This is a genomic window from Paenibacillus solani (assembly GCF_050475945.1).
GTDB classification, from domain to species: Bacteria; Bacillota; Bacilli; order Paenibacillales; family Paenibacillaceae; genus Paenibacillus_AQ; species Paenibacillus_AQ solani_A.
The window spans coordinates 105,708-131,758 of sequence record NZ_JBCMXJ010000016.1 but is presented as its reverse complement, the minus strand read 5'-3'; the positions used below and the strand labels follow the sequence as shown (position 1 = coordinate 131,758).

The following is a 26,051-nucleotide window of genomic DNA, read 5'->3' as shown; positions in this document are numbered from 1 at the left end:
GAATGTGTAAGTACGTTTTGCTTCAAGGCTCATTTCATAGTAAACTATAACTTGCATTGTAAATAATCGATGAAACGTTCTAAGAACGGAAGGAGATACACAAATGGCGAAAAAAGCGAAGATCACATTAGAGAATGGTAAAGAGGTTGTACTTGATCTGTTTGAGAACGATGCACCGAATACGGTAGCCAATTTTGAGAAACTGGCAAACTCCGGATTTTATAACGGTCTTGTATTTCACCGTGTAATCCCTGGTTTCGTTGCTCAAGGCGGTTGCCCGCAAGGTACTGGTACCGGCGGTCCTGGTTACACAATCAACTGTGAGATCAACCCTAACAAGCATGAGCGTGGAAGCTTGGCTATGGCGCATGCCGGCCGCAACACGGGCGGAAGCCAGTTCTATGTATGCTACGAGCCGCAGCCGCATTTGGATGGACAACATACGGTATTTGGTAAAGTAGTAGAGGGTATGGAGTACGTGGATGCATTTAAAGGCCGCGACAAAATGGAAAAAGTAGAAGTATACGAAGCTTAATTTATCGCCTCGTATTGGACAGGCTCGCCTCAGAGGTGAGCCTGTTTTTTATGTTGCTGGAAGGAGTAGAGTCACACAGATTTAGGAAAAAATTTGCGGAGCTCCTCCGGAACCGGTCGGCTTTTACGCGTATCAACATCCATGGCAACACTGGTCACTGCAGCATCCGCACAGAGTTCTCCCTGTTCGTTGTATATCTTCTGATTTAGCACATAACTGGTACGACCTATAGCATCCGGTTCTGTCACGATCGTTAGTCTCTCGCCTTGTCCGCATTCTTTACGGTAATTTATGTTAATATTGACGGTTACGGTCTGGATGCCAAGCCGTTTCAACACATCGTATGGAAGGTCTCCTGCTTCGTACCATTCCTCCCGGCCCCATTCCAAATACTCCAGGTATTTCGCATTGTTTACATGTCCATTGACGTCGATCTCCGTAGGACGGACGATGATGTCCAGTGAAGTTTTCATGATGGTTCGCTCCTTTATAAAACTGTGATCCTTGATGTGATTGTGTAACTGTACTGTTCTCCCCCTGGTGTGGATTCTCCTTCTACTTCTCATGTTTGGTCAGATATTTATGTTATATGCTTTAAAAAAGTTAGTATTGTTTTCTTGCAATTTTCAGAAGGTGGTGATAAGATTCTCCTTAAGATCGTACAATTGAATAAGTTTGATCCTTCGGGGCAGGGTGAAATTCCCTACCGGCGGTGATGTACGCAGTAGAGCAGCTTACCGAAGCTGAACGCTGCGTCTTAGTCCGTGACCCGGATACGCGTGTGATGATACACACCGTATGCGGTGGACCTGGTGTAAATCCGGGACCGACAGTATAGTCTGGATGGGAGAAGGAGTGAGAGACACAAATATGCAGTATCTGCTATTGTGTCTACGCGTACAACGTGACATGCGTTATGTGCAGGTTTTCACATGCAATTCAAAGCTGTTATGGCGATTTTTTTGGCGTCGCTGACAACGGGATTTGGATCGTTTGTTGTAGTCAAAATCTGCGTTCATAACGGTTATTTATCATGTCCTTTATTTTACTCTCATCAAGCCCTGGTAAGGATTCCACCGAATCCTGCCGGGGCTTATTTTGTGTCATTGCAATGAAAGGGGGTTTGTTTAGATGGATATCGTTAATGATGAATTCTATATGACACTTGCCCTGGACTTGGCTGAACGCGCTCAAGGCCAGACGGGGACGAACCCGGTTGTCGGCTGCGTCATCGTAAAGGACGGTGCGCTTGCAGGAGTAGGTACTCATCTAGAGCGCGGAACCCCACATGCCGAAGTGCACGCCCTGAATATGGCCGGCCAGAAAGCAGCAGGCAGCACAGTATACGTGACATTGGAACCTTGCAGTCACTATGGTGCGACGCCTCCTTGCAGCGAAAGGCTGATTGCCGAGAGGGTCAAGCGAGTTGTCGTTGCCTGCGAAGACCCGAATCCCCTTGTAGCAGGAACAGGGATACAGATGCTTCGTGCAGCAGGAATCCAGGTCGATACTGGCATACTCAGAAACCGTGCACTTCGCCTTAATGAAGCCTTTACTAAATACATTACGACGGGTCAGCCCTTCGTAACGCTTAAGACGGCGAGTACGCTAGACGGCAAAATCGCTTCGAAAACAGGCGATAGCAAATGGATTTCCAATGAAAAATCAAGGGAGCTTGTGCATAGTCTTCGTCATCGGCATCAAGGCATTATGGTTGGCGTCTCCACGGTAATAGCAGATAATCCGAGTCTAACGACCCGGCTTGGCGTTGAAGGGCTGCATCCAGTTAGAATCATTGTAGATTCCAGCTTGCGCATACCGCCTGACAGCAGGGTTGTAACAGATGGATTGGCCCCTACATGGATCTTGACAACGGAACAGGCTGACGGGATAAAGCGAGCCAGGTTGGAAGAACATGGGGTTCAGATTATTCTCTGCGGGGCAGGGCCTCGCGTTGATATGAAGGCTGCGATGGCGAAGCTGGGACAGATGGGGATTTCCTCCATTTTGCTTGAAGGCGGGGGAACACTCAATGGATCGATGCTGGAGAATAAGCTGGTAGATCGGATCGTTCAGTTTATCGCCCCTAAAATTATCGGAGGATTCGATGCCCCTGGAAATTACATGTTTAGCGGTTATGAGTTAATGAACCAAGCCATTCAGCTGACAAGGCTTGAGACAGAAAGACTGGACGACAATATATATATAACTGGTATTCCAGTCTGGCATTAAGAAAACATGGAAGGAGGCATGCCTGTGTTTACCGGATTGGTCGAGGAGATCGGTGAGATGAGGCGGATTGGGCGCAAAGGCGAGGCCATGCTGCTGAGCATCTCAGCTAGCCGGATCATGGATGATTTAAAGCTGGGCGACAGTGTATCCGTGAATGGCGTCTGCTTAACGGCTACGACGATTGACAAAGGAATCTTTACGGTGGATGTCATGCCTGAAACCTATAGAAGCACCAATCTAAAGGATCTGCAGCCTGGAGGAAAGGTCAATTTGGAACGAGCGATGGCAGCCGGAGGAAGATTTGGCGGCCACATTGTGCAGGGGCATGTCGATGGTGTGGGGGTCATCCGAAGCGTGCTGACGGATCAGAATGCCGTAGTGTACGAGGTTGCGCCTGTGAACAAGGACATACTCAAATATATTATTCCGAAAGGCTCCGTTACCTTGGATGGAATCAGCCTGACTGTTGTCAAAACGACAGAGACCTCCTTTACGGTGTCCATTATCCCTCACACGCTGGCGGAGACGGTGCTCGCTTACAAAAAAGCAGGCAATACAGTGAATATCGAAACTGACATTTTAGGGAAATATGTGGAACATCTTCTACACTTCGGCTCAGAAGATAGGGGAAGAAGAGAAGGGACAAAGCCCGGATTGAGCAGAGACTATCTTGCTGAGCATGGATTTGCATAAAAGATTGCTTCTAGTCAACAGACGTTTTGGAGAAGAAGGAGGGGCAACGATGGATGAACGTTTTTCATTTCATACAATCGAAGAGGCGTTATCAGATTTGAAGGAAGGCAAGGTCATCATTGTCGTTGACGATGAAGATCGCGAGAATGAAGGGGATTTTATCGCTCTGGCAGATAAGGCAACCCCTGAGGTTATCAATTTTATGATCACCGAAGGCCGCGGGTTGGTATGCTTGCCGATGACGCAGGCCAGAGCTCAGGAACTTGATCTCAAACCGATGGTTACCCAAAATACAGATTTTCATGGAACGGCTTTTACCGTCTCTATTGATCATAAGGATACAACGACAGGCATATCCGCCTATGAGCGGTCTGTAACCGTGAAGAGTATCCTGGATTCAAGCGCGTCTGCTGCGGATTTCCGCAGACCGGGACATATGTTCCCGCTAATTGCAAAGAACGGGGGCGTCCTTCGCCGTGCAGGACATACAGAGGCGGCGGTCGATCTTGCTCGGCTCAGTGGCTCCTATCCGGCCGGCGTCATCTGTGAGGTGATCAAGGAAGACGGAACGATGGCCCGGCTTCCCGACCTGGTGGAGATTGCGAAAAAGCATGCTCTGAAGCTGATTAGCATCAAGGATCTGATCCATTACCGCAACGAAAAAGAAAAGCTCGTGCAGCGTGAGGTAGCTGTGCGGATGCCGACCGACTACGGTGTGTTTCAGGCCGTTGCGTACACCAACGACGTGGACAACAAAGAGCATGTCGCTTTGGTCAAAGGAGAGATCGACCCAAATGAGCCAGTTCTCGTCCGCGTTCACTCCGAGTGCCTGACGGGGGATGTGTTCCACTCCCATCGCTGCGACTGCGGTCCGCAATTTGAGGCGGCCCTTCGCCAGATCGATGAAGCAGGCAGAGGCGTACTCCTCTACATGCGACAGGAGGGGCGGGGTATCGGCTTAATCAACAAACTGAAAGCCTACAAGCTCCAGGAAGAGGGACTGGATACCGTTGACGCGAATCTGAAGCTCGGCTTTGCGGCAGATCTACGTGATTACGGCATCGGTGCCCAGATTCTGAAGGATCTGGGTGTGAGACATATCCGCTTGCTGACAAACAACCCGCGCAAAATCAAGGGCCTTGAAGGTTACGGCCTGGAGGTTGTGGAGCGGGTCCCGATCCAGATGCCGGAGAACGAGGATAACACAGGCTATCTGCATACCAAGCAAGCGAAGCTCGGTCATATGCTGAAATTCAATGACATCGAGCAGAACGAGAGTGCCAACTAATCAAACACAAAATAACAAAGGTCTTTTTTGAGAAGAAGGTTTTGCTAAAGCATTGATAAGCAGAGGAGCAAATCAGTTCTGGAGAAGTGCCAGCGTTCGCCTTTAACTCCTGATTTCTACCCTGGTCAAATAGTTCATGAAATCAGGAGTTAACAGTGATCGGAAGAACGATTTGATCCGGCAGCGACTTAAATGCGCAGCATGACTATGATCACGGTAAGACCTTTATAAACTCCAAACCGAAAGGAAGTCATCCATAATGGCAACAATATTTGAAGGTAAATTAGTATCCGAGGGTCTGAAGTACGGTATCGTCGTAGGTCGTTTCAACGAATTCATCACCAGCAAGCTGCTCGGCGGCGCTCTAGACGCATTGAAACGTCACGGTGCAGATGACAACGAAATCGACGTGGCTTGGGTACCGGGAGCATTCGAAATCCCGCTCATTGCCCAAAAAATGGCAGAAAGCGGCAAGTACGATGCAATCATCACCTTGGGAACCGTCATTCGCGGCTCCACCACTCACTACGATTATGTATGCAACGAAGTGGCCAAAGGAGTATCCGCCATTAATCTGAAGACCGGCGTACCAACGATTTTCGGAGTCGTCACGACAGAGAATATCGAGCAAGCCGTTGAACGTGCAGGAACCAAGGCGGGCAATAAAGGCTGGGATTCGGCCATGGCAGCCATTGAAATGGCGAACTTGACGAAAAGCTTAAAATAGTGCTTATTTAATGTAGTGCTCTTTTTTAAGAGCACTGCATTTTATTTTTGGCGGGAGGATTTACCGTGACCGTATTATACAAGCTGGAAACGTTTGAAGGACCGCTCGATCTACTGCTGCATTTGATTGATAAAGCGGAAATCGACATCCAGGATATTCCCGTCAGTGAGATTACTGAGCAGTATATGGCCTATTTGCACAATATGCAGGAGCTGGAGCTGGAAGTTACGAGCGAATTCCTGGTCATGGCTGCCACGCTGTTGTCTATAAAGAGCAAGCTGCTGCTTCCTAAGCCTCCCATTATCGAAATGGACGAGTTCGATTTTTATGAAGAGGACGACATGGACCCGAGAGCAGAACTCATTGCCAAGCTGATTGAATACCGCAAATATAAAGGCATCGCACGCCATCTGCATGAGAAAGAGTTTGAACGCAGCCACATTTATTCCAAGGAAGCGGAAGACCTGAGCGCTTATATGCCGTTAGTGGAGGAAAACCCGGTACAGGGATTACATATATCGGATTTGATCAGCGCTTTCCAGAAAGCGTTAAGCAAAGCAGTCAAGCGTACTTCGTATGCTCGTATTCAGCGGGATGAAATATCGGTAAAGGACCGCATTCGCCAGGTTATGGACACCTTGGAACAGGCCGGCACAGGGGGAAGGGTTCTGTTCTCCAAGCTTCTACACGAAGAAATGGAACGGCATGAGATCGTGGTGACCTTCCTGGCCATATTGGAACTTATGAAAATGAAACAAATTTTGTGCTATCAGGAGAAGTTGTTTGAAGATATCGTTTTAGAGTGGAGAGGGGAAGAACGCATTGATGGATTATCCGAAGCTGAAATCGATTATTGAGGGGCTTCTGTTCCTGTCCGGAGAAGAGGGTTTGTCGGTCAAGCACATCGCTGAGATTACCGAGCAATCGGATGGTCTGGTTGGCGAAGCACTTGAGGACATGAAGGAGGAATGGGAGCGTCAGGAGCGGGGAATTCAGATCGTTCAAATTGCTGGAAGCTACAAAATGGCTACATTAGCCGAGCATGCCCCCTACTTCGAGCGATTGGCCTATTCGCCTTCCCGCTCGGCATTGTCTCAAGCTGCGCTCGAAACGCTGTCCATTGTCGCTTATCGCCAGCCGATAACGCGTGTGGAGATTGAGGACATCCGGGGCGTTAAATCCGAGCGTGCAATCCATACATTGGTGAGTAAGGGGTTGATTGAAGAAGTCGGACGTGCCGAAGCGATTGGAAGGCCGATTCTGTATGGAACGACCAAATCATTTCTGGATTATTTCGGACTCGCCAACATCAAGGATTTACCCGAGCCGTCACAGTTTGAGGATACGGATCAGTTAGAAGAAGAGACACAGCTGTTATTCGATAAGCTGGACGATCGTCAGCTTACGTTTGATGATGTGGGAGAAAGCTAGTATCTCATATAAGATGGGATGGATCCTGAGCGCGGTTTAATCGCGCTCGGGATTTTTTTGTGTTTTCATGGAATAAATCAACCTTCGATAAATTTCAATTAACTTTGTGCTTTCAATTGGGCTTTTACAACTAGCAACTGTTAACTTTGTTATAGGGCAATATGTCACCACTTTTTTTCACCGATCTTCCACTGGCCATCTTCCTTAAACATTAGATATATAGCTGTTCCGAAATAAGCATTGGGGGAATCGGTGGAATTGGGAAGATAGGATTCTTCTTTAACACCTACTTCCATATCAGAAAAGTACTCCGAAGGACCCTCATAAAAAGTCGCATCAGATAAATATGTTATTTTGATATTTTTCAGATATTGTTCAGTATCTGTTTGTTGGTAGTGGTCTTTTGTCAAAACACTTCTATAGATATCCACATTTTCCGTAAGAATGCTCTTCATCATTTTATTTAGCAATCGAACAATTTCTAATTCGTCCCCTTCGTAGAGGCTTTCATCAAGATACTGTGGGTTATCGATATATTTCGCTTTATAGGGTTTCTTAGAATTTTCAGATTCTTGAGATACTTTGTCCACTTCGCTCTTACCATCTTTTGCTTCATTTGTATTCGTTGGTTGCTGTGTAATCTGGCCAGCGCTTTTCTGATTGTTTGAAATTTCTGTCTCATCCGATATTTGAACATTCTGGTCTTGTTGATCGCCATTGCAGCCGAGAACAGTTGACAAAAGTCCCGTGATTAAAAAGAAACTAAAAATTTTATTCATCTATACACCTCATTTATGAAATGTTCTACGGGTAAATTATACTGCATTATCTATATTGTCATAAAATTTTCCAATGCAAGATTTTGCTACTCACACACGGAGCAACTGTTTCATCCTCCTTGGCCTTTTAAACTAAAAGGCTCCGCATCTTTTGGAGGAGTTTTTGCCATACTAAGCCAAGCGGATTACATTTTACTAAGCTCGTTTCTTGGGGGTTACTTCGTGAGGATATGGATCTTACTGGCGGCGGGCCTGGTCGTGCTCCTCATCTTATTGCTGATCGTTGTATTGAGCTCTCGGGTAACGATTAAGCTGGATGTGGTTTTGAGGAACAATGAATATAAAATATTGGCGGAGATGAAGATGATTTTCGGATTAATTACACGCAAGTATGAGGTCCCTTTTCATCTGGCCAACGGCGGCATTGAGTATAAAAAAAAGACCGTTCCCGGAGACCAGGGTATCCCGCTTGGTTCAAAAGAAGAGAAACATTCTTCAAGCAGAACGGTTCGATATAGTGACTATGTGCGGGTATTGTTATCAACAAAAGGGCTCAAAAAATGGACGAAGAAGACAATGGCAGCGGTACATCTTATGGATGTACGCTGGTCGACTCGCATTGCACTCGAGCATGCAGCCGATACGGCAGTTGCAACAGGTATTCTTCATGGTGTAAAGCATACCCTACTTGGATGGATGTCTTACCGCTTGATTATGGAGGAGATGCCACAGGTTGAGGTGGTTCCGATCTTTAACGGTCCTCCGCAAATTTCCACAGAGCTATACTGCATAGCGAAAATCTCCTGCGGTAAAGCTATGTATGCTGGACTGGTACTTATAGTTCGCGTGTTAAAGGTGAAAGGAGGAATTAAAACATGGCAGAACACCCTATTCAAGGCTTGATGCAAACCGCTATGGAGAACATCAAGGGAATGGTGGACGTTAATACCATCGTAGGCGACCCGGTGAATACGCCTGATGGCAGTGTTATATTACCCATCAGTAAAGTGGCTTTCGGGTTCGCGGCTGGCGGCAGTGATTATAACATCGAGGGCGGCGGTCATCAGCATGCTGCTAACGGGGCTCATGGCGGCGATCATAATCCCCTTCCTTTCGGTGGCGGCAGCGGTGGCGGTGTCTCCATTCGCCCGATTGCTTTCCTGGTCGTAGGCAAGGATGGCGTGCACATTGTGCCACTCGACAACCAAACCCATCTGTTTGAACGAATTATCGACGCAACCCCATATTTACTTGAGCAAATCCAGTCGATGTTTCAATCAGCCAACAATGGGCACGACAACAATACGTCTGCTTATTGATAGGCGCAAGCTGATCCCTTCCAGGTATGGAGGGGATTTTTGCTGTAATAAAATTGGACATACCTTCGGCGAAGAGGACATATACTTGTACAAGATTTCTGAACCCCGGAGGATAAAATAATGAAAATGAAGCGGACAAACTGCAAGTCGTTGGTATCTTTGGTAGTCTCCCTATGTCTATTGCTGGTGATGTATGTTCCCGTATATTCGGATCATGAGAGTGGACCGCCCAATCATGCCCAGGCAGCAGCGCTGATTGATGTTACTTCCGGGAGAATCCTGTACAGCAAGCAAGGGGATGAGAGATTAAGAATTGCCAGTTTGACCAAAATCATGACAGCCATCGTAGCTATTGAACACGGCAAGCTGGATGATCGCGTCAAAGTTTCCAAGAATGCTTTTGCCAAAGAGGGCTCTTCGATTTTCTTGAAGCTTGGAGAAGAGATGACGTTGGAAAATCTATTGTATGGCCTAATGCTCCGTTCAGGGAACGACGCGGCAACCGCCATTGCCGAACATGTAGGTGGTACGGAAGAAGGCTTTGTCATGTTGATGAATGAGAAGGCGATGGAGCTAGGGATGGCGAATTCACATTTTATGAATCCCCATGGTCTTGATCATGATGAACACTACTCTTCTGCGAACGATGTAGCTAAACTGACAGCCTATGCGCTCACTAACCCTATTTTTAGCGAAATCGTCAAAACACCTACCAAGAAGGCTCCCAATCCGAATGAGGCATGGGATTACAAGTGGGATAACAAGAACAAGATGCTTCGGTTCTATGAAGGAGCTGACGGTGTCAAAACGGGTTATACCAAAAAAGCCTTTCGCTGTCTGGTCAGTTCGGCAACCCGAAACGGCCAGCAGATTGCGGCAGTAACGCTTAATGATGGTAATGATTGGAATGACCACTCCACGATGCTGGACTATGGATTCGCGAATTTCCCATTAAAGAAAGTGACGGAAAAAGGGCAAAAGATCCAGGGCTATTCACTGGTTGCGGGCAGTACATTTACTTATGCATTCGCCCATGACGAGGAGGCACAGCTGGTCAAAAGGCTGGTACTGTATAAGACTGCCTCACCGGATCTGTCGTTTGGACTTCGCGGTCATATTGAGCTGCTGCTCAAGAATGTCAGCATCGGAAAAATACCGGTCTATGAGGAAGGAAGCAAGCTTCCTGAAACTCCTGAGTTTGTGCAGAAATCCAGAAGCGCATCGGCGCCTGTCGGTTCGTTGTCGTTATGGCAGGCTGCAGGAGAAGTGCTAAGGGAGCTGTTCAGGGCCCACCATAATTAGTCTTCGCTAAAGAGATCCTGTATTCTCATGCAGCGGGGCCACAAAACGGAGGCGAAGTGATGATTAATTTAATTTGGATGGGGATGATATTGGTTGGGTTTTGCTTTGCGGCATTTAACGGCAACATAGACAGTGTTACTAAGGCCGCATTTGATGGAGCTCAAACCGGAGTGACTGTCTCTTTCGGTCTAATCAGTATCCTGGTTTTTTGGCTGGGTATGATGCGGCTGGCTGAGGATGCTGGACTGCTCGCTAAGGTTGCCAAGCTGCTCGGACCGGTTGTCCGCTTCCTGTTCCCTGATGTGCCTAAGAATCATCCTGCCATGGGATATATTCTATCTAATATGAGTGCCAACTTGTTTGGCCTTGGCAATGCTGCAACCCCGATGGGAATTAAAGCGATGCAGGAGCTTCAGAAGCTGAATCCAGATAAGGATACGGCCTCACCGGCGATGTGTACACTTCTCGCGTTAAATACCGCCAGCATCACGCTAATACCGACAACCCTCATAGCGATCAGGCTGAATTATCAGTCTGCGAATCCGTCAGAAATCGTTGGTACAACGTTATTAGCAACAGCGATTGCAACGGGAGCAGCGATTATCGCAGACCGGTGGTATCGGAGGCAGACGATACGTCGCCAAAGACGGCCGGATATTCGAACAGATCTGAACCCGGATGTGAAGGGGTGATACACATTGCTGTCATGGATAAATCTCGTTTCAGCATGGTCTATTCCCATTATTATCGCTTTTATCCCTCTTTATGCTTATACACGAAAAGTACCTGTATACGAGTCATTTGTGGACGGAGCCAAGGACGGCTTCTCAACGGCGATCGGAATTATACCGCATTTGGTAGGGATGATGGTGGCCATCAGTGTTTTCCGCTCTTCCGGGGCGTTAGAGTTTTTTGTTGGTTGGACAGGTTCCTTCCTTCAAGCCTTGGGGGTACCTAGCGAGATTTTACCATTGGGAATATTAAGACCGCTGACCGGGACGGGCTCACTAGCTTACACGACGGAACTGATCCGGGCATATGGTCCGGATTCGATGATCGGACGAATGGCATCAACCATCCAGGGAAGCACAGACACGACATTGTATGTGCTGACCGTTTATTTCGGAGCTGTTGGCATTCGGAATGGTCGGTATGCGCTGAAGGTGGGATTGTTCTCCGATTTGGTAGGTTTTATCGCGGCGATTGCCGTCTGTTTACTGGTTTTCGGTTAGTCGGTACCCCGTGGTCAACATTTAAGTGACGGGTAGATTTCCATTAAATCGAGAGATATGCCTATACCCTTGGTTCCACTGCATCATATACTGCTGCAATGAAAATTGTAGGAGGGGTGATGAAATGGAAATCGAGGGTTTTGTTATTCATCATAACGCATGTTTAGAGAAACAACAGAACTATGACTTTATTATTCATGCGGACGGTTCGGTCACCGCCTCTTCGATATCTGTCCACCCGGGGCAGATTCATATTTGTCTGGAAGGCGACTTCAATATCGGCTACGCCGCCATGAGCCTGGACCAAAAAACCCAGCTGTTTATCGCCAGCAAAATGATTATGGAGCTGTCCAGACTCCATGATATCTCCCCGCTATACCTATTTCCGCACACAGACGATTGCCCTGGCTCATATTTTCCTTGGAACGCGCTTGTGATTTATCCTGTCGATGGTTATCATTAGGAATGAGGTGACCTAAAGAACATGGAGAGATTACAGAAGATAATGGCACAGGCCGGAGTTGCTTCCCGCCGCAAGTGCGAGGAATTGATTCTTGAAGGCAAGGTGCAGGTAAACGGAGAGACCGTTACCGAGCTCGGCACGAAGGCCGATCCAGCCCAAGATGTCATTACGGTTTCAGGCAAACCGATTAAGAATGAAAAAAAGGTATATATCATGCTGAATAAGCCGAAGGGAGTCATTACAAGCGCTTCCGATCCCGAAGGCCGAAAAATTGTATCCGATTATCTTAAAGGCATTAAAGAGCGGGTCTATCCGATAGGGCGACTGGATTACGACACGGAGGGTTTGCTGCTGCTAACCAATGACGGCGAGTTCGCGAATTTGCTCAGCCACCCTAAATATCATGTGCCCAAGACATACTTGGCTACCGTGAAAGGGGTGCCTCATGGCACTGAACTGGACAAGCTCCGTCAAGGGATTATGCTGGAAGACGGCATGACATCTCCTGCTGAAGTGGAGTATAAGGATGTCGACCCCGATAATAAACAATCCGTTATTTCGATTACCATTCATGAAGGGCGCAACCGTCAAGTGAGAAGAATGTTTGAAGCGATATCTCATCCGGTTGTTCGCTTGAAGCGAATATCGTACGGAGATCTGCTCCTTCAGAATTTAAAAAGGGGCCTATACCGCCATTTGACGCCAAATGAAATCAATCAGCTGCTGCAGATGGCGAAATCCGCGAAACCGGCCGGAAAATCGAAGAAAAAACGCTAAACCCGACACATAATATTCAAATTGGCGAGCGGCGTTTATGACAAATTTCGTTATAATTGTTCATAGGATGTTCACACCCGCAGGGTACGTTTATGATGATTGTCATAGAAAGGAAGCTGCTGCATTATGGGCAAATCGAAGAAAAATATACAGATCGTGATTCTGCTTGCCATCGTGTTGGTCGGAGTATACGCCGTTGCCACGGTTGTTTTCGGCTCTGACAAGGTACCCAAAGTGGGTCAGAAGGCAGCGGATTTTGAACTTCTAGGCATGGATGGTAACGTACATACCATGAGTGATTATGAAGGTAAGGCCAGAGTGATCAATTTCTGGGGAACCTACTGTCCGCCATGCGTTCGCGAAATGCCGGCTCTTCAATCCCAGTGGGAAAAATGGAGCAGCGAAGGCGTTGAGATCATCGGGATTAACGTAGGGGAGAACAAAGTGACGGTAGAGAATTTTGTTGCCCAGACCGGTGTGAAATTCCCCATATTGATGGATCCTAAACGGAATGCTGTTGCCAGCTTCGGGGTAGGTCCCATGCCAACCACCTTCTTCGTAACGGCCTCTGGCAAGATTGACCATATACGTATAGGCGAACTGGATTTGAACACCCTGGACAAACAAATTGAACAGTTGGTGAATGCGAAATGAGTCAAGGTTCCAAGCCTTTGATCCAGAACACGAAATGTGATTGTGGCCACCAGAATCCCACGGGAACCGTTCTATGCGAGGCTTGCGGAAAGCCGCTTACCGAGGAGGCTGAAGCGCAGCCTGTTTTAGAAATGCGCTACGATGGGGTTGCCCGCCGGTCACAGAAAGCAAATCCCGGGGTTATTGACCAGGTATGGAATTTCTTTTCCTCGGTAAAAGTAGCAATATATCTGATATTGTTCACGTTGATCGGTTCCTCGTTAGGGACGATATTTCCACAGGAGAGCACGTTCCTTAACATTGACCCCTCGGTTTATTACAAAGAGGAGTACGGACAGCTCGGGCATATTTACTACTTGCTTGGCCTGTCACATACATACACATCCTGGTGGTTTGTGCTGCTGCTTGTCATGATTGGCGCATCGCTTGTCATATGCAGTCTTGACCGTGTACTGCCTCTCTACAAGGCTCTTAGCCGGCAGCGGATTCCGAAACATATGTCTTTTCTTACCCGCCAAAAGGTCGTTTATCAAGGACCAGTCGAAGAGGGCGGAGTAGAGTGGGTTGAACGCGTTAAGCCCATCATTAAGAAAAAAAGGTACCGCGTGCGCACAGACGGAGGGACTTTATTGGCGGAGAAGCAGCGCTTCAGCCGCTGGGGGCCCTATGTTCTGCATATTGGTCTGATCATATTCCTTCTGGCGGTACTCGGACGGAATCTTCCAGGGCTGTATATGGACGAGCACGTGGCATTTCCGCAAGGTGAGCCGGTGCATATCAAGAACACCAGTTATTACTTGCTGAACAATGGTTTTAAGGTTGAATTCTATACCGAAGATGATATGCCTGAAGAATTCAAAGGCAAAAATAAAGTGCTGCCGAAAGAATTTCAAACGCAGGCTGTGCTGTACATGTGTGAGGCCAATTGCGGCGATTTGGATAAGGACCCTGAGCTTGTGGAAGTGACTCGCCATAACATTGAGGTGAATCATCCGCTCAACTACAAAGGGTTAAAGGCATACCAATTCGATTATGATCTGACCCCGATTCTCCGTTCGGTTTCGCCAGTGCTGATTAACAGCAAGAGCGGCAAAGAATACGGCAAGATTACATTGTCGATCAATGATCCCCAGAGAAAGTACCAGGCGGGAGAGTACTCGCTCACGCTAACCCAAACCTATACCGATTTTGGGCTTGGCGATAACGGTAAACCGGTAAACCTGTCACCGAACCCGAATGCGCCTGCATTCTTATTTCTGATTGAAGGGCCTGATTTGCCGAAGGAAGGTATTCAATACTTTTACTTCCCGAAACAGATCGATAAGGAACGATTCAACCAGGAAGCGATTAATGCACAGCTGGCAGGCGGGGAAGAAATCGTATCACTGGATGTGCTCAGCATGGACGATGTAGACTTTGCAGAATCGACGACGTATTTGAATATACGTGTAGATAAAGCCATGCCGTTCATATGGGTTGGTTGTTTCATAGGCATGGTCGGGCTGATCATGGGCTTTTACTTCACCCATCGCCGAATCTGGCTTCGTATTGATAACGGCATGCTGACTCTGGGCGCTCATACGAATAAAAACTGGTTTGGACTTCGTAAGGAGATCTCCGCAATATTCAAGGGAATGAATATGGATGTCGACGAGAAGTCATTGGAGAATAACAGGGGGAATAAGCATGAATCTAATTGATTTTAGTGGTAACGCGTTTGTCGTAGCCTTTGCCTTGTATTGTGTAGCGTTTATCCTGTATGCACTTGCCGTAATGGGAAGAAGATTCCGCAAGCGGGACCCGGAAGCCCATTTGGCGAAATGGGGCAAAATTGCGTTTGTGACGGCAGCGATCGGCTTGATTGGGCATCTGGTGTACTTCTTCACAAGATGGGCGGGCTCAGGTCATGTACCTGTAAGCAACATGTACGAGTTCATGTCCTTCTTGTCGATGGCAATCATGATTGCCTTTCTTGTGCTCTATTTTATATACAAAAAGTCACTGCTTGGACTGTTTGCACTGCCGCTGGCGATTCTGATTATGGCCTATGCAGCCGTGTTCCCGCAGGAGGTTCAGCCGCTGATCCCATCTCTTCAGTCCTATTGGCTGGGCATTCACGTTACGCTCGCGGCATTGGGTGATGCATTTTTTGCCGTCGGCTTCATAGCCGGTTTGATGCACCTTCTCCGTACTGTTAACTTTAGCGGAACTGACAAGGGTTCGCGCAGAGAACAACTCTGGCTTGAACTGTGCATGTTTGCCATCGTTATTCTGATCGGATTTATAGTGTCGGTATACGGCTTCCGTACCGCCGGTTATCAGGCTGAATTTAATCAGACATTGGTTGACCCGAAGACAGAAAATAGTACAATAGTAAAAGTGGAATACAACATGCCTCCACTTGTTGCGCCATACAAGAGCGAGACGGAGAGCATGCAATCCTTCTTGGGAATGAAATCTCCTCTCATGGAAGCACCATCCTGGATGCACGGAGTAAATGCGGGGCGCAAGCTGAATACAGTCATTTGGTCGCTGCTCACTGGGGTGATTCTATATGGACTGCTCCGCCTGATTCTGCGTAAGCCGCTGGCGAAATTCATTCAGCCTGCGCTAAACCGACTGGATCCGGATGATCTGGATGAGATTAGTTACCGAGCCATTGCGATTGGTTTCCCAGTATTTACACTTGGCGGGCTCATATTCGCCATGATCTGGGCAGAAATTGCCTGGGGCCGGTTCTGGGGCTGGGATCCGAAGGAAGTATGGGCGCTTATTACATGGCTGTTCTACAGCGTGTATCTCCATCTCCGGCTGTCACGCGGCTGGCAGGGTAAATACTCGTCCTGGCTGTCCGTTATCGGCTTTATCGTAGTCATGTTTACGCTGGTTGGTGTCAATCTGATTATCGCGGGTCTGCATTCATACGCCGGTACCGATTAATCGAACATAATAGCAATGATTAATATCAGAAGGGCCCTTTCTTAGTTAAGAGGGCCACTTCTGGTTTTCCCTATCATTCATAAGGAGTTGGCTGCCAATGTCAGAACACGGAAATCGTATTCTCGTTGTTGATGATGAAGAACGGATTCGCCGATTATTGAAAATGTATTTGGAGAAAGAAGGCTATGAAATCGAAGAGGCGGAGGATGGAGAGACCGCCCTGCGTAAAGCAAGTTCGGAAGATTACGGACTCGTTATTCTGGATGTCATGCTGCCCGGAATGGACGGGGTCGAAGTGTGCACCCGCCTTCGTCAGGTGAAGTCTACACCGATTCTGATGCTGACCGCCAAAGGCGAAGAGATCAACCGAGTTCAGGGGTTTGAAGTGGGGGCGGATGATTATGTCGTCAAGCCGTTCAGTCCGCGCGAGGTGATCTACCGGGTGAAGGCGATTTTGCGCCGCTCATCGGCTACTGCCTATCTGACCAAAGAATCGAATCCTAGCAACAGCATCGTATTCCCGCATTTGGTCATCGAGCATGATGCTCACCGCGTAACAGCGGGCGGACATGAGATCAGCTTGACGCCGAAGGAGTACGAGCTATTACACTATCTGGCCTCCTCGCCAGATAAGGTGTTTTCGCGCGAAGAACTGCTTAAAGATGTATGGAATTATGAATTTTTCGGTGATCTGCGCACAGTCGATACCCATGTGAAACGACTGCGTGAGAAGTTAAACAAGGTTTCCTTGGAATCTGCGGCGATGATCACGACGGTATGGGGAGTAGGCTATAAGTTGGAGGTCCCGAAGTAACGTGAGTTTCTGGAGGTCACTCGTCGGCAAGCTTTGGATTACGATCACTTGTTTGGTCGCGTGCGTGCTCCTGACGCTCGGATTATTTCTGCTCCCTTATATTGATACGACGTTTGCGAATTCAGATGCGATCAAGCGATTATTCACGTATGTGGCCATTATTGGTTTTTCAATGACAACTTTCTTCGGCTTGTTCCTGTTAACGAAGATTACGCAGCCGATGCAGCAGCTCATTGAGGCGGCTAATGACATTCGTAAGGGGAAGTACGGGACTCGATTGAATCTTGTAACCAGTGATGAGATCGGCGAACTGGCAAATACGTTTAATCATATGGCAGCAGAGCTCGAATCGAACATTCGCAATTTGAATCATGAGAAGGAGCATTTATCTAGTGTGCTGAGAAGCATGAGTGATGCCGTTATTACCTTCGATAACCATGGCCAGGTCATTTTGGCGAACCCGCCGGGACAAGACATTATGAAGAGCTGGAAAGGTCTGCAATGGGACGATGAGCTGCAGGGCGGAGGCTGGGCAGCCGATGTTATGCCAAAACCGTTAAGTGAGCTATACTATGCCACCGTACATGAAGGTATAGACAAGAGTGCCGACCTGCATGTCAACCAGGGGATATGGTCAGCCCATATGGCACCTTTATCTTCGGATGATATGATTCGAGGCGCTGTTGTCGTGTTGAGAGATATTACCGAACAGGTGAAGCTGGAGAAGATGCGTACAGATTTCATAGCGAATGTGTCGCATGAAATTCGAACGCCGTTATCCATGATGCAGGGCTATAGTGAAGCGCTGCTTGACGGGATGGCGGCTTCACCGGAAGAGAGCCGCGAGCTCATCCAGGTGATCCATGAAGAGTCTCTGCGCATGGGACGGCTGGTAAAGGATTTGCTTGATTTAACCCGTATGGAGGCGGGACATTCTGAATTATCGCTTAGGAAGATGGATGCTGGTGAATTATGCGAACGGGTATATCGGAAGTTTACGGTTCGTGCCAAGGAGCGCCATATTGATCTTCAACTGAACAAGCTAAATTCGAATCTTCAACTTGAAGCAGCCGACGAAGACAAACTGGAGCAGGTGTTGACCAATTTGCTCGATAATGCTTTTCGTCATACGCCTTCGGATAAGCAAATCCAAATTGTCGCTGATCGGATCCGCCAATCGAACACCGAAGCTCTGCAAGTGAAGATTTGCGACCAAGGGGTCGGGATTCCACAGGAGGATCTGCCCTTTGTGTTTGAGAGGTTCTACAAGGCCGATAAGGCACGTGTACGGGGTGAGACAGTGGGAACAGGAATAGGACTCGCCATTGTGAAAAATATTGTGAATGCTCATCATGGAACGATTACTGCAACGAGTGAAGTGGGAAAAGGGACCGTGTTTACGTTGACCATTCCCGCAAAAGCGCCAGAATCCTAGAGCATCTCCGCATATAAGACAAAACACGCTCCCCGGGAGCGTGTTTTTTTGTTGAAATGAAGGGATTAATCTTGTTCTACGTGGAACAATGATTAAACCCTTTATGAATGATTTAGTCCAATATGTTAGCCCATAGCGATTTGTTGTGCGGTGTTCAGGTCTGACAGACCGGTAAGCTTGATTAACACGTCCTTAGGAACGTTCTTGTCGACCGTCAGGAGCATGATCGCCTCTCCGCCAATGACCTTGCGTCCAACCTGCATGGAGGCGATATTGACATCGTTCTCGCCAAGCAGGGTTCCAACACGCCCGATAAGTCCTGGCTTGTCATTATGGGAGATCAGAATCAGATGACCTTCCGGAGAAATATCGACTGGGAACTTGTCAAGCCGGACGATGCGCTCTCCATAACCGAGCAGAAGTGTACCAGCGACGATTCGCTCCATACCGTTTTGCGTTTTGAGCGTAACAGTAACCAGGTTGGTGAAGTCCTTGGTTTTCGGTGTCTGGGTAACAACCACATGTAAGTCACGGCTTTTTGCGAGATGCATGGAGTTAACAATGTTCACTTCATTACCAAGATGGCGTTCTAGCACTCCCTTGACGATGTATCGGGTCAGGGCCTGCGTATCTACTTCAGCCAGCTCACCGGCATAGTCCAGATGAATCTCTTTCACCGCATGTGCAGTGATCTGTGCCGCTACACTGCCCAATTTCTCGCCGAGGGAGAAATAAGGCTGGAGCTTGTTCATAACACTCGCCGCTACAAGCGGGAAGTTGACAGCATTCTTAAACGGTTCGTTACGCAGTATGTGAAGAACTTGTTCCGACACATCGATTGCCACATTTTCTTGCGCTTCAACAGTAGATGCACCCAAATGCGGAGTTACGATGACTTTTGGATGACTCAGGAACGGATGATCACTTTCCGGCGGCTCATGCTCGAAAACGTCAAACGCAGCGCCTGCAACAATGCCCTCATCAATGGCTTCCACGAGCGCGAGCTCGTCGATAATGCCGCCGCGGGCGCAGTTCACGATCCGCATGCCGCGTTTCATGACTTCAAATTGTGGTCTGGCGATCATATGGCGCGTCTCCGGCGTAAGCGGCGTATGAACGGTAATAAAGTCTGCGTTGCGGATAATATTATCCACGGAAGAGAGCTTCACGCCGAGTTTGTCTGCACGTTCCTCCGTTAAGAAGGGATCGAAAGCCAGAATATTCATACCGAAAGCTTTGGCGCGTTTGGCCACTTCGGTGCCGATTCGTCCCATACCCATGACGCCAAGCGTCTTGTTACGAAGTTCAACACCAAGGAAAGATTTTCGGTCCCATGTTCCGCTTACCGTCTTGGCATAAGCCTGAGGGATGTGACGGGCGAGGGCAATCATCATGGCGAATGTATGCTCTGCAGTCGTAATTGTATTCCCGTCAGGGGCATTAATGACAACGATACCGAGCTTGGTTGCTGCCTCGAGGTCAATGTTGTCAACACCTACGCCAGCGCGGCCAACCACCTTAAGGTTTGAGCCAGCTTTCATAATGAGTTCTGTAACACGGGTTTGACTGCGAACGAGGAGACCGTCGTATTCACCGATAATGGCAGTGAGCTCATCTTCGTTAAGCCCGGTTTTTTTGTCTACCTGCACATCGGCAGCATCCATTAACTGCTGGATCCCTAAATCACTGATCGGATCCGATACCAATACTTTAAACATGGTTTTCTCTTCCTCCTTAACATTTCTCTGTAAATGTGGTACTGCATATTGTATAAGGAACACGCATAAGCGCGGTCCGTTAAACACATAAAATGACTATGAATAACTGACGCGTTGTCGTGGCAAAGGATGTGAAATATAAAAAACTCCCAATCCGCATACTACCTCCGTAGTAAGGGACGAGAGTTATTCGTGGTGCCACCCTTATTCGCTGCTGTCGCGCAGCCTCAAGCGGTCTGTTCAGACCATGATTGGTAACGGATATCATCCGATTTGCGCCTACTGTATACTTCAGCGAAATGTCTCAGGAACGCTCAAGATTACTTTCTCGCCACCGATTTCCACCAACCATCGGCTCTCTGAGGACGTTACAGCATCTTTTTTCCGTCATCGGTTTTCACAGATTAATTTTTTCATAATGTATCATGGCTTCTAACATTGTGTCAATAGGTGAATCATTTGTTCATAGATTGGTAGCCGGGGGAAGAAACCGCGGAAACCGCGGATAGCTTGAACATCATGCTGTTAATTTGCTATGATGCATATGCCCGCCTAATTCATTGAATCATCATTTGCTAATCATTATGATATATTTAAAAATCAGGATGAAAGACAGGCCCATCTTCTATGAAAAAATTTAAAATACGTGTTAAAAGAATTGAAGCGCATCAATTAAACGACCGGTTGCTCTTAATTAATCTGTATCTTACACAGGCATTAACGCTCATCACGGGACTCATCTGGATTTTATTTCAGAAGAGGAATCCCTTTGGGCTATTCGCCATCCCTCAAGATGTCGAGTTTGTTTACTGGGGGCTGGGTCTTGCTGGAACCATGCTGGTTGTAGATTTTGTATTATCCCGGTTTGTGTCGGAAGACAGTATGGATGATGGTGGAATTAACGAAATGTTATTCCGAAAAAGGCCGATATGGCATATATTTGTGATCGCTCTGATGGTATCCATCTGTGAAGAACTCTTGTTTCGCGGAGCGATTCAACATGCCTTCGGACCCTATTGGACAAGTATATTGTTTGCACTTATCCATGTCAGATATTTAAAGCATTGGTTACCGACAGGCTGGGTATTTCTGAGCAGTTATGGTTTGGGATACGTATATATTCATACAGGCACCATTTGGGCACCCATCTTGTGTCATTTTCTGATCGATTTCATATCAGGAATGTTGATTCGGTTTCGGAGGAAAGAGGAGCATGAGTGAGCTTAGCAGAATGCAGAGACACCAGAGCCGTAATAAAGGCCGGAAAAACAAGACATCGGCTCAATCACAAAAAGGAAAGACAACAAAGGCAGGACAAACAGAGGAAATATGGGGGCATACTACATCTTCCAACTCTGCGAGAGCAGGGACGAAACGGACGCAAGGGAGGGCTTCAACCGAAGGATTGAGCCGCTCCAGATCGTCAAGATCAGCGCCGGCCACAATGGAAGAAGAATTGGCTCCCAAACGAACGAATACATATTCCTCTTATCGCGTAAGAATGAGCAAATGGTTTGTGAACTCATTGATTATCGTCTTCATATTATTAATGGCGTCACTATTATGGTGGGGACTTATCGGAGCGCCTCCATTAAGGGAGCTGCTTAAGGAGATATTATGAGTGTGCTGATGTGGTTAGCATGTGCTGCAGCTGTCGGAGCGGGCGCCATTGGGTGGATGAGTATGGAAGCGCAAGGCTACCGGATGCGTGAACAGGAAGTCATATCAGACCGTCTTCCGCAGTCGTTTGACGGGTATCGAATATTATTTATTACCGATATACATCGTAGAAAGTTATCAGAAGCCAAGTTAACCTCTCGTCTATCCGGGGTTGATTGTGTGCTTGTTGGCGGGGACATTACGGAGAAGGGCGTGCCCTTTCAGCGCTTAAGACATAATATGTCGTTGCTTGTGCGTATCGCTCCGGTGTATGCGGTTCTAGGGAATCATGATCTGTTTGCAGGCAAAGATGCGGTGCGTAAAGTATTGCGAGAAACAGGAGTCACGCTGTTGAACGATAAAACCATCACCCTCCAGCGTGAGGAAGAGGAAATTGTTTTAAGCGGAGTTAGACAACCGGCAAGCAGGAAGCACCCGTATACCCAATTTCGGGGGAAAGCACATGAGGAAGATTTCCATATCATCCTTGTGCATGATCCGATCTGGGTCAAGGGAAGGCAGGAGATGCAAGCGGATCTCTTGCTGGCTGGTCATACCCACGGAGGGCAGATAGTTCTGCCTCTGGCAGGTGCCGTGCGCTTGACGCGTTTTTACAAAAAGTTCAAATCAGGCTGGTATACGCTGCCAAGAACAGCAGCAGAAATCAAGCCTTCTTCCCGAATGTTGATAAGCCGTGGATTTGGCACGTCTCATATCCCGCTGCGTCTGCAATGCCCATCAGAGTATCATTTGCTTACACTGCGCAAAAAACCATAATTCGATCGTCTAGGGAATGACGGAAGAATTATGGTTTTTTGCAGTTTTGATATTTTGTTTGGACTTATCTTATTTTCGGCTCAATCAGCTGCGGATCGACGAAGCCATAACCTTTGGCTTCCAGCTTGGTCAGCAGCTCATCAAGTGCTTCAACGGTCCATGGAAGCTCGTGCATGAGAATGTTGCTTCCGGGATGAAGCTGTTCCATAACATTTTTTATAACTTCATCGGGTTTATTCTTGTTCTTGCCTTCCCAATCCAAGGAGCCGTTGGACCAAGTCATAAACAACAGGTCATGATCTGCGGCGATTTCCTTGACTGTATCTCCTCCAGAGCCGAAAGGAGGGCGGAAGAACCTTGGTTCCGATCCGGTTGCTTCCTTTACGATTTCCTGCACGTCCCCGATCTGTTCCTTAACCTTCTGTTTGCTTTCCTTTTTGAGGTCGATATGATCCCAGGAATGATTGCCAATGAATTGCTCGCGATCGTGAATAAGTTTCAATAGCTCAGGATGAGCTTTCGCACGATACCCGTTTACGAAGAAGATAGCCTTGGCATTATGTTTATCGAGTGTATCAATCAGTTGATTGATCATACCCTCATCTTTAGGCCCGTCATCAAAAGTAAGCAGTACCACTTTGTCAGGAACGGACTCGTCGTTAGGTACGATTCGGTATACCTTGTTCATGTGGTACTTCGGTTCTATCGGTGCTGTGACATCGGTGCTTTTCTCGGAGTCCTCAGAAGAGCCTTCATCTGTCGCCTCTGCATCCGGGGCGGCCTCTGGGTCCACTTCCTCCGTTTGTTTAACCGGTGGCTCGGAGGCTTGTCCGGTATTATCATTCTGTTGTGTTACGGGCTGTTGCGCTGCGGGTACATTACCGCCTTCAGTGGCTGTACCTTGCTTATCTGCTCCGTTATTTCCGCAGGCGCTAAGCATGAGGCAGCAAGCCAGCAAAAGGACTGTTCGTTTTAAGGCCATGATTCCATCTCACTTTCCTGTATTTATGTAGCATGAGTTACGGGCGGTGCGAGAACAATAATCTCGAGTTTACCATAGAAGGAGGTATCATGTATGAAGACTTCGTCATTTTTATGTGGTGTCATACTCGGTGCGGTGGCTTCCCGAGTGATCTCCCGTAAAAACAACATGTCGATTTCATCGATGATGAAAAATACAAATCTCGGCCACTTTGCCGATACCGCAATCAGCAAAATGCAAGGCACGAAAAGCCAGTATTCCGGCTCCAGCCAAGAGAGCATGGGCCAACATGACATCAACCGCACTACGGGTGTATCTGGGGTACAGACTACGACCCAAACGAAATCTGCCAACCTGAAGCAAGTCAAGGATTTCATTCGCAATAACCCGGATGTGAAATCCGAAGTCGAACAGATTTTAAAAGAAACTCACACCGTCATACCGGGTTTGTAAACGGCAAGGACCTTTTTGAATCATTCTCGGGGAACGATTTCTCTGGTCCCTGGAATGATTCTTTTTTCTTCTGCTACATATTTACGTGCATTTGTGGGTATTAAATGATAAAATCAATTATATAAAACCATTTTTATCACGTCATAATCCAGACATCATAATTTGTTATAAACTTTTGTTTACGTAAGGAGGATCCTGTCATGAAAATAGAGCGTTTGAGTCAAGATAAGATACGGATTTTCCTCACGTTTGACGATCTGAGTGAGCGTGGGATCCAGAAGGAAGAGATGTGGCAGGAAATACCGAAAGTTTATGACCTGTTTACGGAGATGATGGATCAGGCATACAGTGAACTCGGGTTTGATGCCACCGGACCTCTTGCCGTTGAGGTGTTTGCACTGCCTGCCCAAGGCATGGTGGTTATTGTGACGAGAGGGAAATACGATCATTTCGGCGGCCTGTCCGAAGAAGATATGCCGGACGAGATCTACGAAATGGAGTTAACGCTGGATCAAAGTGATACAATCGTCTATGTTTTTCAAGATTTTGAAGTGCTCATTGAAGCATCACATATGTTGAAGGACCTAGTAGGCGGAGCAGGTAAGCTCTATCACTATATGGATAAATGGTTTTTGTACTTCGACCCTGAGGAATTAAACAGCGAGAAGCTGCCGGCGGTCATTGCCATGCTCGCTGAATTCGGAGAATCCTCCTCAGTAACGGAGGCTATGCTGGAGGAATACGGGAAGAAAGTAATGCCTCAGCAAGCAGTTGAGGTGATCTGTACACACTTCCAGCGTCAGCAATAATGGATGTGGGCGTGCGTGCCGGACTCTAGGCTCGCAGCGGATGGAAGGGGATTTTTTAGTGCTTATGTTCTCGGTAATTGCGTCAGCTTTGGCGCCGGGACTCGCATTGCTCACGTATTTCTACCTGAAGGACAGGTATGATCAAGAACCCCTGCACATGGTAATCAAAGTATTCATGTTAGGGGTTCTGATTGTTTTCCCGGTGATGATCCTGCAACGGGGAATGATGCTGTGGCTAGGCGATAATCCGGTTGTCAACTCTCTGTTCGTTTCCGCGGGCGTAGAGGAATTTTTGAAATGGTTTGTGATGTATCATATTATTTTTAACCATACGGAATTTGACGAGCCATACGATGGCATCCTGTATGCAGTTGCGATATCGTTAGGTTTTGCAACGGTGGAGAATTTGATTTATTCCTGGTACAGCCAGGCTGCCTTTGGTCCCATGCTCTTGCGCGCCTTGCTACCGGTATCAGGTCATGCAATGTTCGGTGTTATAATGGGGTACTATATGGGACACGCCAGATTTACAGAAGGGAAAAGGAGACGCTTCTTTCTCGCTTTGTCCCTCATGCTGCCTTGGATGTGGCATGCTCTTTACGATGTTATTCTGAATTTATTCACTCATACATGGTTATGGTTTATTGTTCCGCTTATGGTACTGCTATGGTATGGTGGTATGGGCAAAATCACAAGGGCCAACAACCGTTCTCCCTTTCGCTTAATCCAGCGGGATGAAGAGGTTAATACGTGACAAATAAGGGCACACTTCGTTCTATAGAGCCTGGCTGGCAGCCGGGTATCCTAGATAAGGAAGGTGTCCTTTGTTGCGTATAAAAGTAAGAATTCTTTGCAGAGACTGCGGCGAACGGTTTGTGCTTCGGGGAAAGAAAGAACAAGGCAGGATTGAAACGGGCTTTAAACAATGTTTGTGCAACAACCGTGATCATTTCGATATTGAGGAAGATTATTAATTTCACGATGTGATCCTGGAAAAAGTGCATAAGACTTCTTTCTTCTAGTCAAACTAAT

General features: G+C 47.4%; 29 protein-coding genes, 1 riboswitch and 1 other annotated feature. Of the genes, 25 read left to right on the top strand and 4 right to left on the bottom strand.

Annotated features, from left to right (window positions below):
* The first annotated feature begins 103 nt into the window (after window positions 1-103).
* Window positions 104-535 (top strand): peptidylprolyl isomerase, encoded by a 432-nt coding sequence (locus tag ABEQ74_RS19225; protein WP_009595227.1) that lies wholly within the window; start codon window positions 104-106, stop codon window positions 533-535.
* 71 nt (window positions 536-606) lie between these two features.
* On the opposite strand, the gene ABEQ74_RS19220 is transcribed toward ABEQ74_RS19225, so the two are convergent.
* Entirely contained in the window at window positions 607-1,008 is a 402-nt protein-coding gene (locus ABEQ74_RS19220) for an acyl-CoA thioesterase (RefSeq protein WP_430123747.1), read from the bottom strand.
* A gap of 202 nt (window positions 1,009-1,210) precedes the next feature.
* A riboswitch (FMN riboswitch) is annotated at window positions 1,211-1,394 on the top strand.
* 272 nt (window positions 1,395-1,666) lie between these two features.
* Here ABEQ74_RS19220 and ribD point away from each other — a divergent pair.
* The 6 genes from ribD (at window position 1,667) to scpB (ending at window position 6,906) form a co-directional block, all read left to right on the top strand.
* Window positions 1,667-2,767: a bifunctional diaminohydroxyphosphoribosylaminopyrimidine deaminase/5-amino-6-(5-phosphoribosylamino)uracil reductase RibD gene (ribD, locus tag ABEQ74_RS19215; protein ID WP_430123746.1), complete on the top strand. Its 1,101-nt coding sequence runs from the start codon at window positions 1,667-1,669 to the stop codon at window positions 2,765-2,767.
* A gap of 24 nt (window positions 2,768-2,791) precedes the next feature.
* Window positions 2,792-3,460, top strand: a complete 669-nt coding sequence (gene ribE / locus ABEQ74_RS19210; protein WP_430123745.1) for a riboflavin synthase — start codon at window positions 2,792-2,794, stop codon at window positions 3,458-3,460.
* A 49-nt stretch (window positions 3,461-3,509) separates the two neighbouring features.
* Window positions 3,510-4,748 carry a bifunctional 3,4-dihydroxy-2-butanone-4-phosphate synthase/GTP cyclohydrolase II gene (locus ABEQ74_RS19205; protein ID WP_430123744.1) on the top strand — a complete coding sequence of 413 codons (1,239 nt, stop codon included), beginning with the start codon at window positions 3,510-3,512 and terminating at the stop codon, window positions 4,746-4,748.
* Between the two features lie 259 nt (window positions 4,749-5,007).
* Window positions 5,008-5,475, top strand: coding sequence for a 6,7-dimethyl-8-ribityllumazine synthase (gene ribH / locus ABEQ74_RS19200; RefSeq protein WP_053488812.1), 468 nt, complete (start codon window positions 5,008-5,010; stop codon window positions 5,473-5,475).
* Window positions 5,476-5,540: 65 nt separating this feature from the next.
* On the top strand, window positions 5,541-6,332 hold the full coding sequence (locus ABEQ74_RS19195) for a segregation and condensation protein A (RefSeq protein WP_430123743.1): 792 nt from the start codon (window positions 5,541-5,543) through the stop codon (window positions 6,330-6,332).
* Complete coding sequence (gene scpB, locus ABEQ74_RS19190; protein WP_053488810.1) at window positions 6,301-6,906, top strand: SMC-Scp complex subunit ScpB; 606 nt, start codon at window positions 6,301-6,303, stop codon at window positions 6,904-6,906. The genes ABEQ74_RS19195 and scpB overlap by 32 nt, the downstream gene beginning before the upstream one ends.
* A gap of 164 nt (window positions 6,907-7,070) precedes the next feature.
* Here scpB and ABEQ74_RS19185 read toward each other — a convergent pair whose 3' ends face one another.
* On the bottom strand, window positions 7,071-7,685 hold the full coding sequence (locus tag ABEQ74_RS19185; protein WP_430123742.1) for a hypothetical protein: 615 nt from the start codon (window positions 7,683-7,685) through the stop codon (window positions 7,071-7,073).
* A gap of 222 nt (window positions 7,686-7,907) precedes the next feature.
* Here ABEQ74_RS19185 and ABEQ74_RS19180 point away from each other — a divergent pair, with 222 nt between their 5' ends.
* The 12 genes from ABEQ74_RS19180 (at window position 7,908) to ABEQ74_RS19125 (ending at window position 18,621) form a co-directional block, all read left to right on the top strand.
* Entirely contained in the window at window positions 7,908-8,588 is a 681-nt protein-coding gene (locus ABEQ74_RS19180; RefSeq protein WP_430123741.1) for a DUF2953 domain-containing protein, read from the top strand.
* Window positions 8,561-9,004, top strand: a complete 444-nt coding sequence (gene ytfJ / locus ABEQ74_RS19175) for a GerW family sporulation protein (RefSeq protein ID WP_430123740.1) — start codon at window positions 8,561-8,563, stop codon at window positions 9,002-9,004. Before ABEQ74_RS19180 ends, ytfJ begins: the two co-directional genes overlap by 28 nt.
* A 120-nt stretch (window positions 9,005-9,124) precedes the next feature.
* On the top strand, window positions 9,125-10,306 hold the full coding sequence (locus ABEQ74_RS19170; protein WP_430123739.1) for a D-alanyl-D-alanine carboxypeptidase family protein: 1,182 nt from the start codon (window positions 9,125-9,127) through the stop codon (window positions 10,304-10,306).
* A 59-nt stretch (window positions 10,307-10,365) separates the two neighbouring features.
* On the top strand, window positions 10,366-10,998 hold the full coding sequence (locus tag ABEQ74_RS19165) for a nucleoside recognition domain-containing protein (protein ID WP_430123737.1): 633 nt from the start codon (window positions 10,366-10,368) through the stop codon (window positions 10,996-10,998).
* Between the two features lie 6 nt (window positions 10,999-11,004).
* Window positions 11,005-11,538: a spore maturation protein gene (locus tag ABEQ74_RS19160; protein ID WP_430123736.1), complete on the top strand. Its 534-nt coding sequence runs from the start codon at window positions 11,005-11,007 to the stop codon at window positions 11,536-11,538.
* 124 nt (window positions 11,539-11,662) lie between these two features.
* On the top strand, window positions 11,663-12,001 hold the full coding sequence (locus ABEQ74_RS19155) for an N-acetylmuramoyl-L-alanine amidase (protein ID WP_430123734.1): 339 nt from the start codon (window positions 11,663-11,665) through the stop codon (window positions 11,999-12,001).
* 21 nt (window positions 12,002-12,022) lie between these two features.
* Window positions 12,023-12,778, top strand: coding sequence for a pseudouridine synthase (locus tag ABEQ74_RS19150; protein WP_430123733.1), 756 nt, complete (start codon window positions 12,023-12,025; stop codon window positions 12,776-12,778).
* 126 nt (window positions 12,779-12,904) lie between these two features.
* Window positions 12,905-13,432, top strand: a complete 528-nt coding sequence (locus tag ABEQ74_RS19145) for a redoxin domain-containing protein (protein ID WP_430123732.1) — start codon at window positions 12,905-12,907, stop codon at window positions 13,430-13,432.
* A complete protein-coding gene (locus ABEQ74_RS19140; RefSeq protein WP_430123731.1) occupies window positions 13,429-15,132 on the top strand; it encodes a cytochrome c biogenesis protein ResB in 1,704 nt (567 codons plus the stop codon). Before ABEQ74_RS19145 ends, ABEQ74_RS19140 begins: the two co-directional genes overlap by 4 nt.
* Window positions 15,119-16,372: a c-type cytochrome biogenesis protein CcsB gene (ccsB, locus tag ABEQ74_RS19135; protein ID WP_430123730.1), complete on the top strand. Its 1,254-nt coding sequence runs from the start codon at window positions 15,119-15,121 to the stop codon at window positions 16,370-16,372. Before ABEQ74_RS19140 ends, ccsB begins: the two co-directional genes overlap by 14 nt.
* Window positions 16,373-16,469: 97 nt before the next feature.
* A complete protein-coding gene (locus ABEQ74_RS19130) occupies window positions 16,470-17,186 on the top strand; it encodes a response regulator transcription factor (protein ID WP_430123729.1) in 717 nt (238 codons plus the stop codon).
* Between the two features lies 1 nt (window position 17,187).
* Window positions 17,188-18,621 carry an ATP-binding protein gene (locus ABEQ74_RS19125; protein ID WP_430123728.1) on the top strand — a complete coding sequence of 478 codons (1,434 nt, stop codon included), beginning with the start codon at window positions 17,188-17,190 and terminating at the stop codon, window positions 18,619-18,621.
* Window positions 18,622-18,746: 125 nt separating this feature from the next.
* Here ABEQ74_RS19125 and serA read toward each other — a convergent pair whose 3' ends face one another.
* Entirely contained in the window at window positions 18,747-20,339 is a 1,593-nt protein-coding gene (serA, locus tag ABEQ74_RS19120) for a phosphoglycerate dehydrogenase (protein WP_430123727.1), read from the bottom strand.
* Between the two features lie 172 nt (window positions 20,340-20,511).
* Window positions 20,512-20,739 (bottom strand) — a binding site (T-box leader).
* A 227-nt stretch (window positions 20,740-20,966) separates the two neighbouring features.
* On the opposite strand from serA, the gene ABEQ74_RS19115 reads away from it, so the two are divergent.
* The 3 genes from ABEQ74_RS19115 to ABEQ74_RS19105 are packed head-to-tail and all read left to right on the top strand — an operon-like array spanning window position 20,967 to window position 22,775.
* The gene (locus ABEQ74_RS19115) at window positions 20,967-21,560 is read left to right on the top strand and encodes a CPBP family intramembrane glutamic endopeptidase (RefSeq protein ID WP_430123726.1); all 594 of its coding nucleotides are present in this window, start codon (window positions 20,967-20,969) and stop codon (window positions 21,558-21,560) included.
* Window positions 21,553-21,960 (top strand): hypothetical protein, encoded by a 408-nt coding sequence (locus ABEQ74_RS19110; RefSeq protein WP_430123725.1) that lies wholly within the window; start codon window positions 21,553-21,555, stop codon window positions 21,958-21,960. The genes ABEQ74_RS19115 and ABEQ74_RS19110 overlap by 8 nt, the downstream gene beginning before the upstream one ends.
* Complete coding sequence (locus tag ABEQ74_RS19105) at window positions 21,957-22,775, top strand: metallophosphoesterase (protein WP_430123724.1); 819 nt, start codon at window positions 21,957-21,959, stop codon at window positions 22,773-22,775. Before ABEQ74_RS19110 ends, ABEQ74_RS19105 begins: the two co-directional genes overlap by 4 nt.
* 64 nt (window positions 22,776-22,839) lie before the next feature.
* On the opposite strand, the gene ABEQ74_RS19100 is transcribed toward ABEQ74_RS19105, so the two are convergent.
* Window positions 22,840-23,757, bottom strand: coding sequence for a polysaccharide deacetylase family protein (locus ABEQ74_RS19100; protein WP_430123723.1), 918 nt, complete (start codon window positions 23,755-23,757; stop codon window positions 22,840-22,842).
* A 93-nt stretch (window positions 23,758-23,850) separates the two neighbouring features.
* Here ABEQ74_RS19100 and ABEQ74_RS19095 point away from each other — a divergent pair, with 93 nt between their 5' ends.
* The 3 genes from ABEQ74_RS19095 to prsW all read left to right on the top strand — a co-directional run bounded on the left by ABEQ74_RS19095 (window position 23,851) and on the right by prsW (window position 25,773).
* Entirely contained in the window at window positions 23,851-24,210 is a 360-nt protein-coding gene (locus tag ABEQ74_RS19095; protein WP_430123722.1) for a hypothetical protein, read from the top strand.
* A 200-nt stretch (window positions 24,211-24,410) separates the two neighbouring features.
* A complete protein-coding gene (locus tag ABEQ74_RS19090) occupies window positions 24,411-25,019 on the top strand; it encodes a genetic competence negative regulator (protein WP_430123721.1) in 609 nt (202 codons plus the stop codon).
* Window positions 25,020-25,077: 58 nt separating this feature from the next.
* Window positions 25,078-25,773: a glutamic-type intramembrane protease PrsW gene (gene prsW, locus ABEQ74_RS19085; protein WP_430123720.1), complete on the top strand. Its 696-nt coding sequence runs from the start codon at window positions 25,078-25,080 to the stop codon at window positions 25,771-25,773.
* Window positions 25,774-26,051: the final 278 nt, after the last annotated feature.

Coding starts and splice junctions, on each gene's coding strand:
- ABEQ74_RS19100 (WP_430123723.1), bottom strand. CDS start 23,757: ATGGCCTTAAAACGAACAGTCCTTTTGCTGGCTTGCTGCCTCATGCTT.
- ytfJ (WP_430123740.1), top strand. CDS start 8,561: ATGGCAGAACACCCTATTCAAGGCTTGATGCAAACCGCTATGGAGAAC.
- ABEQ74_RS19205 (WP_430123744.1), top strand. CDS start 3,510: ATGGATGAACGTTTTTCATTTCATACAATCGAAGAGGCGTTATCAGAT.
- ABEQ74_RS19115 (WP_430123726.1), top strand. CDS start 20,967: ATGAAAAAATTTAAAATACGTGTTAAAAGAATTGAAGCGCATCAATTA.
- ABEQ74_RS19145 (WP_430123732.1), top strand. CDS start 12,905: ATGGGCAAATCGAAGAAAAATATACAGATCGTGATTCTGCTTGCCATC.
- ribH (WP_053488812.1), top strand. CDS start 5,008: ATGGCAACAATATTTGAAGGTAAATTAGTATCCGAGGGTCTGAAGTAC.
- ABEQ74_RS19170 (WP_430123739.1), top strand. CDS start 9,125: ATGAAAATGAAGCGGACAAACTGCAAGTCGTTGGTATCTTTGGTAGTC.
- ribD (WP_430123746.1), top strand. CDS start 1,667: ATGGATATCGTTAATGATGAATTCTATATGACACTTGCCCTGGACTTG.
- ABEQ74_RS19165 (WP_430123737.1), top strand. CDS start 10,366: ATGATTAATTTAATTTGGATGGGGATGATATTGGTTGGGTTTTGCTTT.
- ccsB (WP_430123730.1), top strand. CDS start 15,119: ATGAATCTAATTGATTTTAGTGGTAACGCGTTTGTCGTAGCCTTTGCC.
- ABEQ74_RS19130 (WP_430123729.1), top strand. CDS start 16,470: ATGTCAGAACACGGAAATCGTATTCTCGTTGTTGATGATGAAGAACGG.
- serA (WP_430123727.1), bottom strand. CDS start 20,339: ATGTTTAAAGTATTGGTATCGGATCCGATCAGTGATTTAGGGATCCAG.
- ABEQ74_RS19225 (WP_009595227.1), top strand. CDS start 104: ATGGCGAAAAAAGCGAAGATCACATTAGAGAATGGTAAAGAGGTTGTA.
- ABEQ74_RS19150 (WP_430123733.1), top strand. CDS start 12,023: ATGGAGAGATTACAGAAGATAATGGCACAGGCCGGAGTTGCTTCCCGC.
- ABEQ74_RS19185 (WP_430123742.1), bottom strand. CDS start 7,685: ATGAATAAAATTTTTAGTTTCTTTTTAATCACGGGACTTTTGTCAACT.
- ABEQ74_RS19110 (WP_430123725.1), top strand. CDS start 21,553: ATGAGTGAGCTTAGCAGAATGCAGAGACACCAGAGCCGTAATAAAGGC.
- ABEQ74_RS19090 (WP_430123721.1), top strand. CDS start 24,411: ATGAAAATAGAGCGTTTGAGTCAAGATAAGATACGGATTTTCCTCACG.
- ABEQ74_RS19220 (WP_430123747.1), bottom strand. CDS start 1,008: ATGAAAACTTCACTGGACATCATCGTCCGTCCTACGGAGATCGACGTC.
- scpB (WP_053488810.1), top strand. CDS start 6,301: ATGGATTATCCGAAGCTGAAATCGATTATTGAGGGGCTTCTGTTCCTG.
- ABEQ74_RS19105 (WP_430123724.1), top strand. CDS start 21,957: ATGAGTGTGCTGATGTGGTTAGCATGTGCTGCAGCTGTCGGAGCGGGC.
- ABEQ74_RS19095 (WP_430123722.1), top strand. CDS start 23,851: ATGAAGACTTCGTCATTTTTATGTGGTGTCATACTCGGTGCGGTGGCT.
- ABEQ74_RS19140 (WP_430123731.1), top strand. CDS start 13,429: ATGAGTCAAGGTTCCAAGCCTTTGATCCAGAACACGAAATGTGATTGT.
- ABEQ74_RS19155 (WP_430123734.1), top strand. CDS start 11,663: ATGGAAATCGAGGGTTTTGTTATTCATCATAACGCATGTTTAGAGAAA.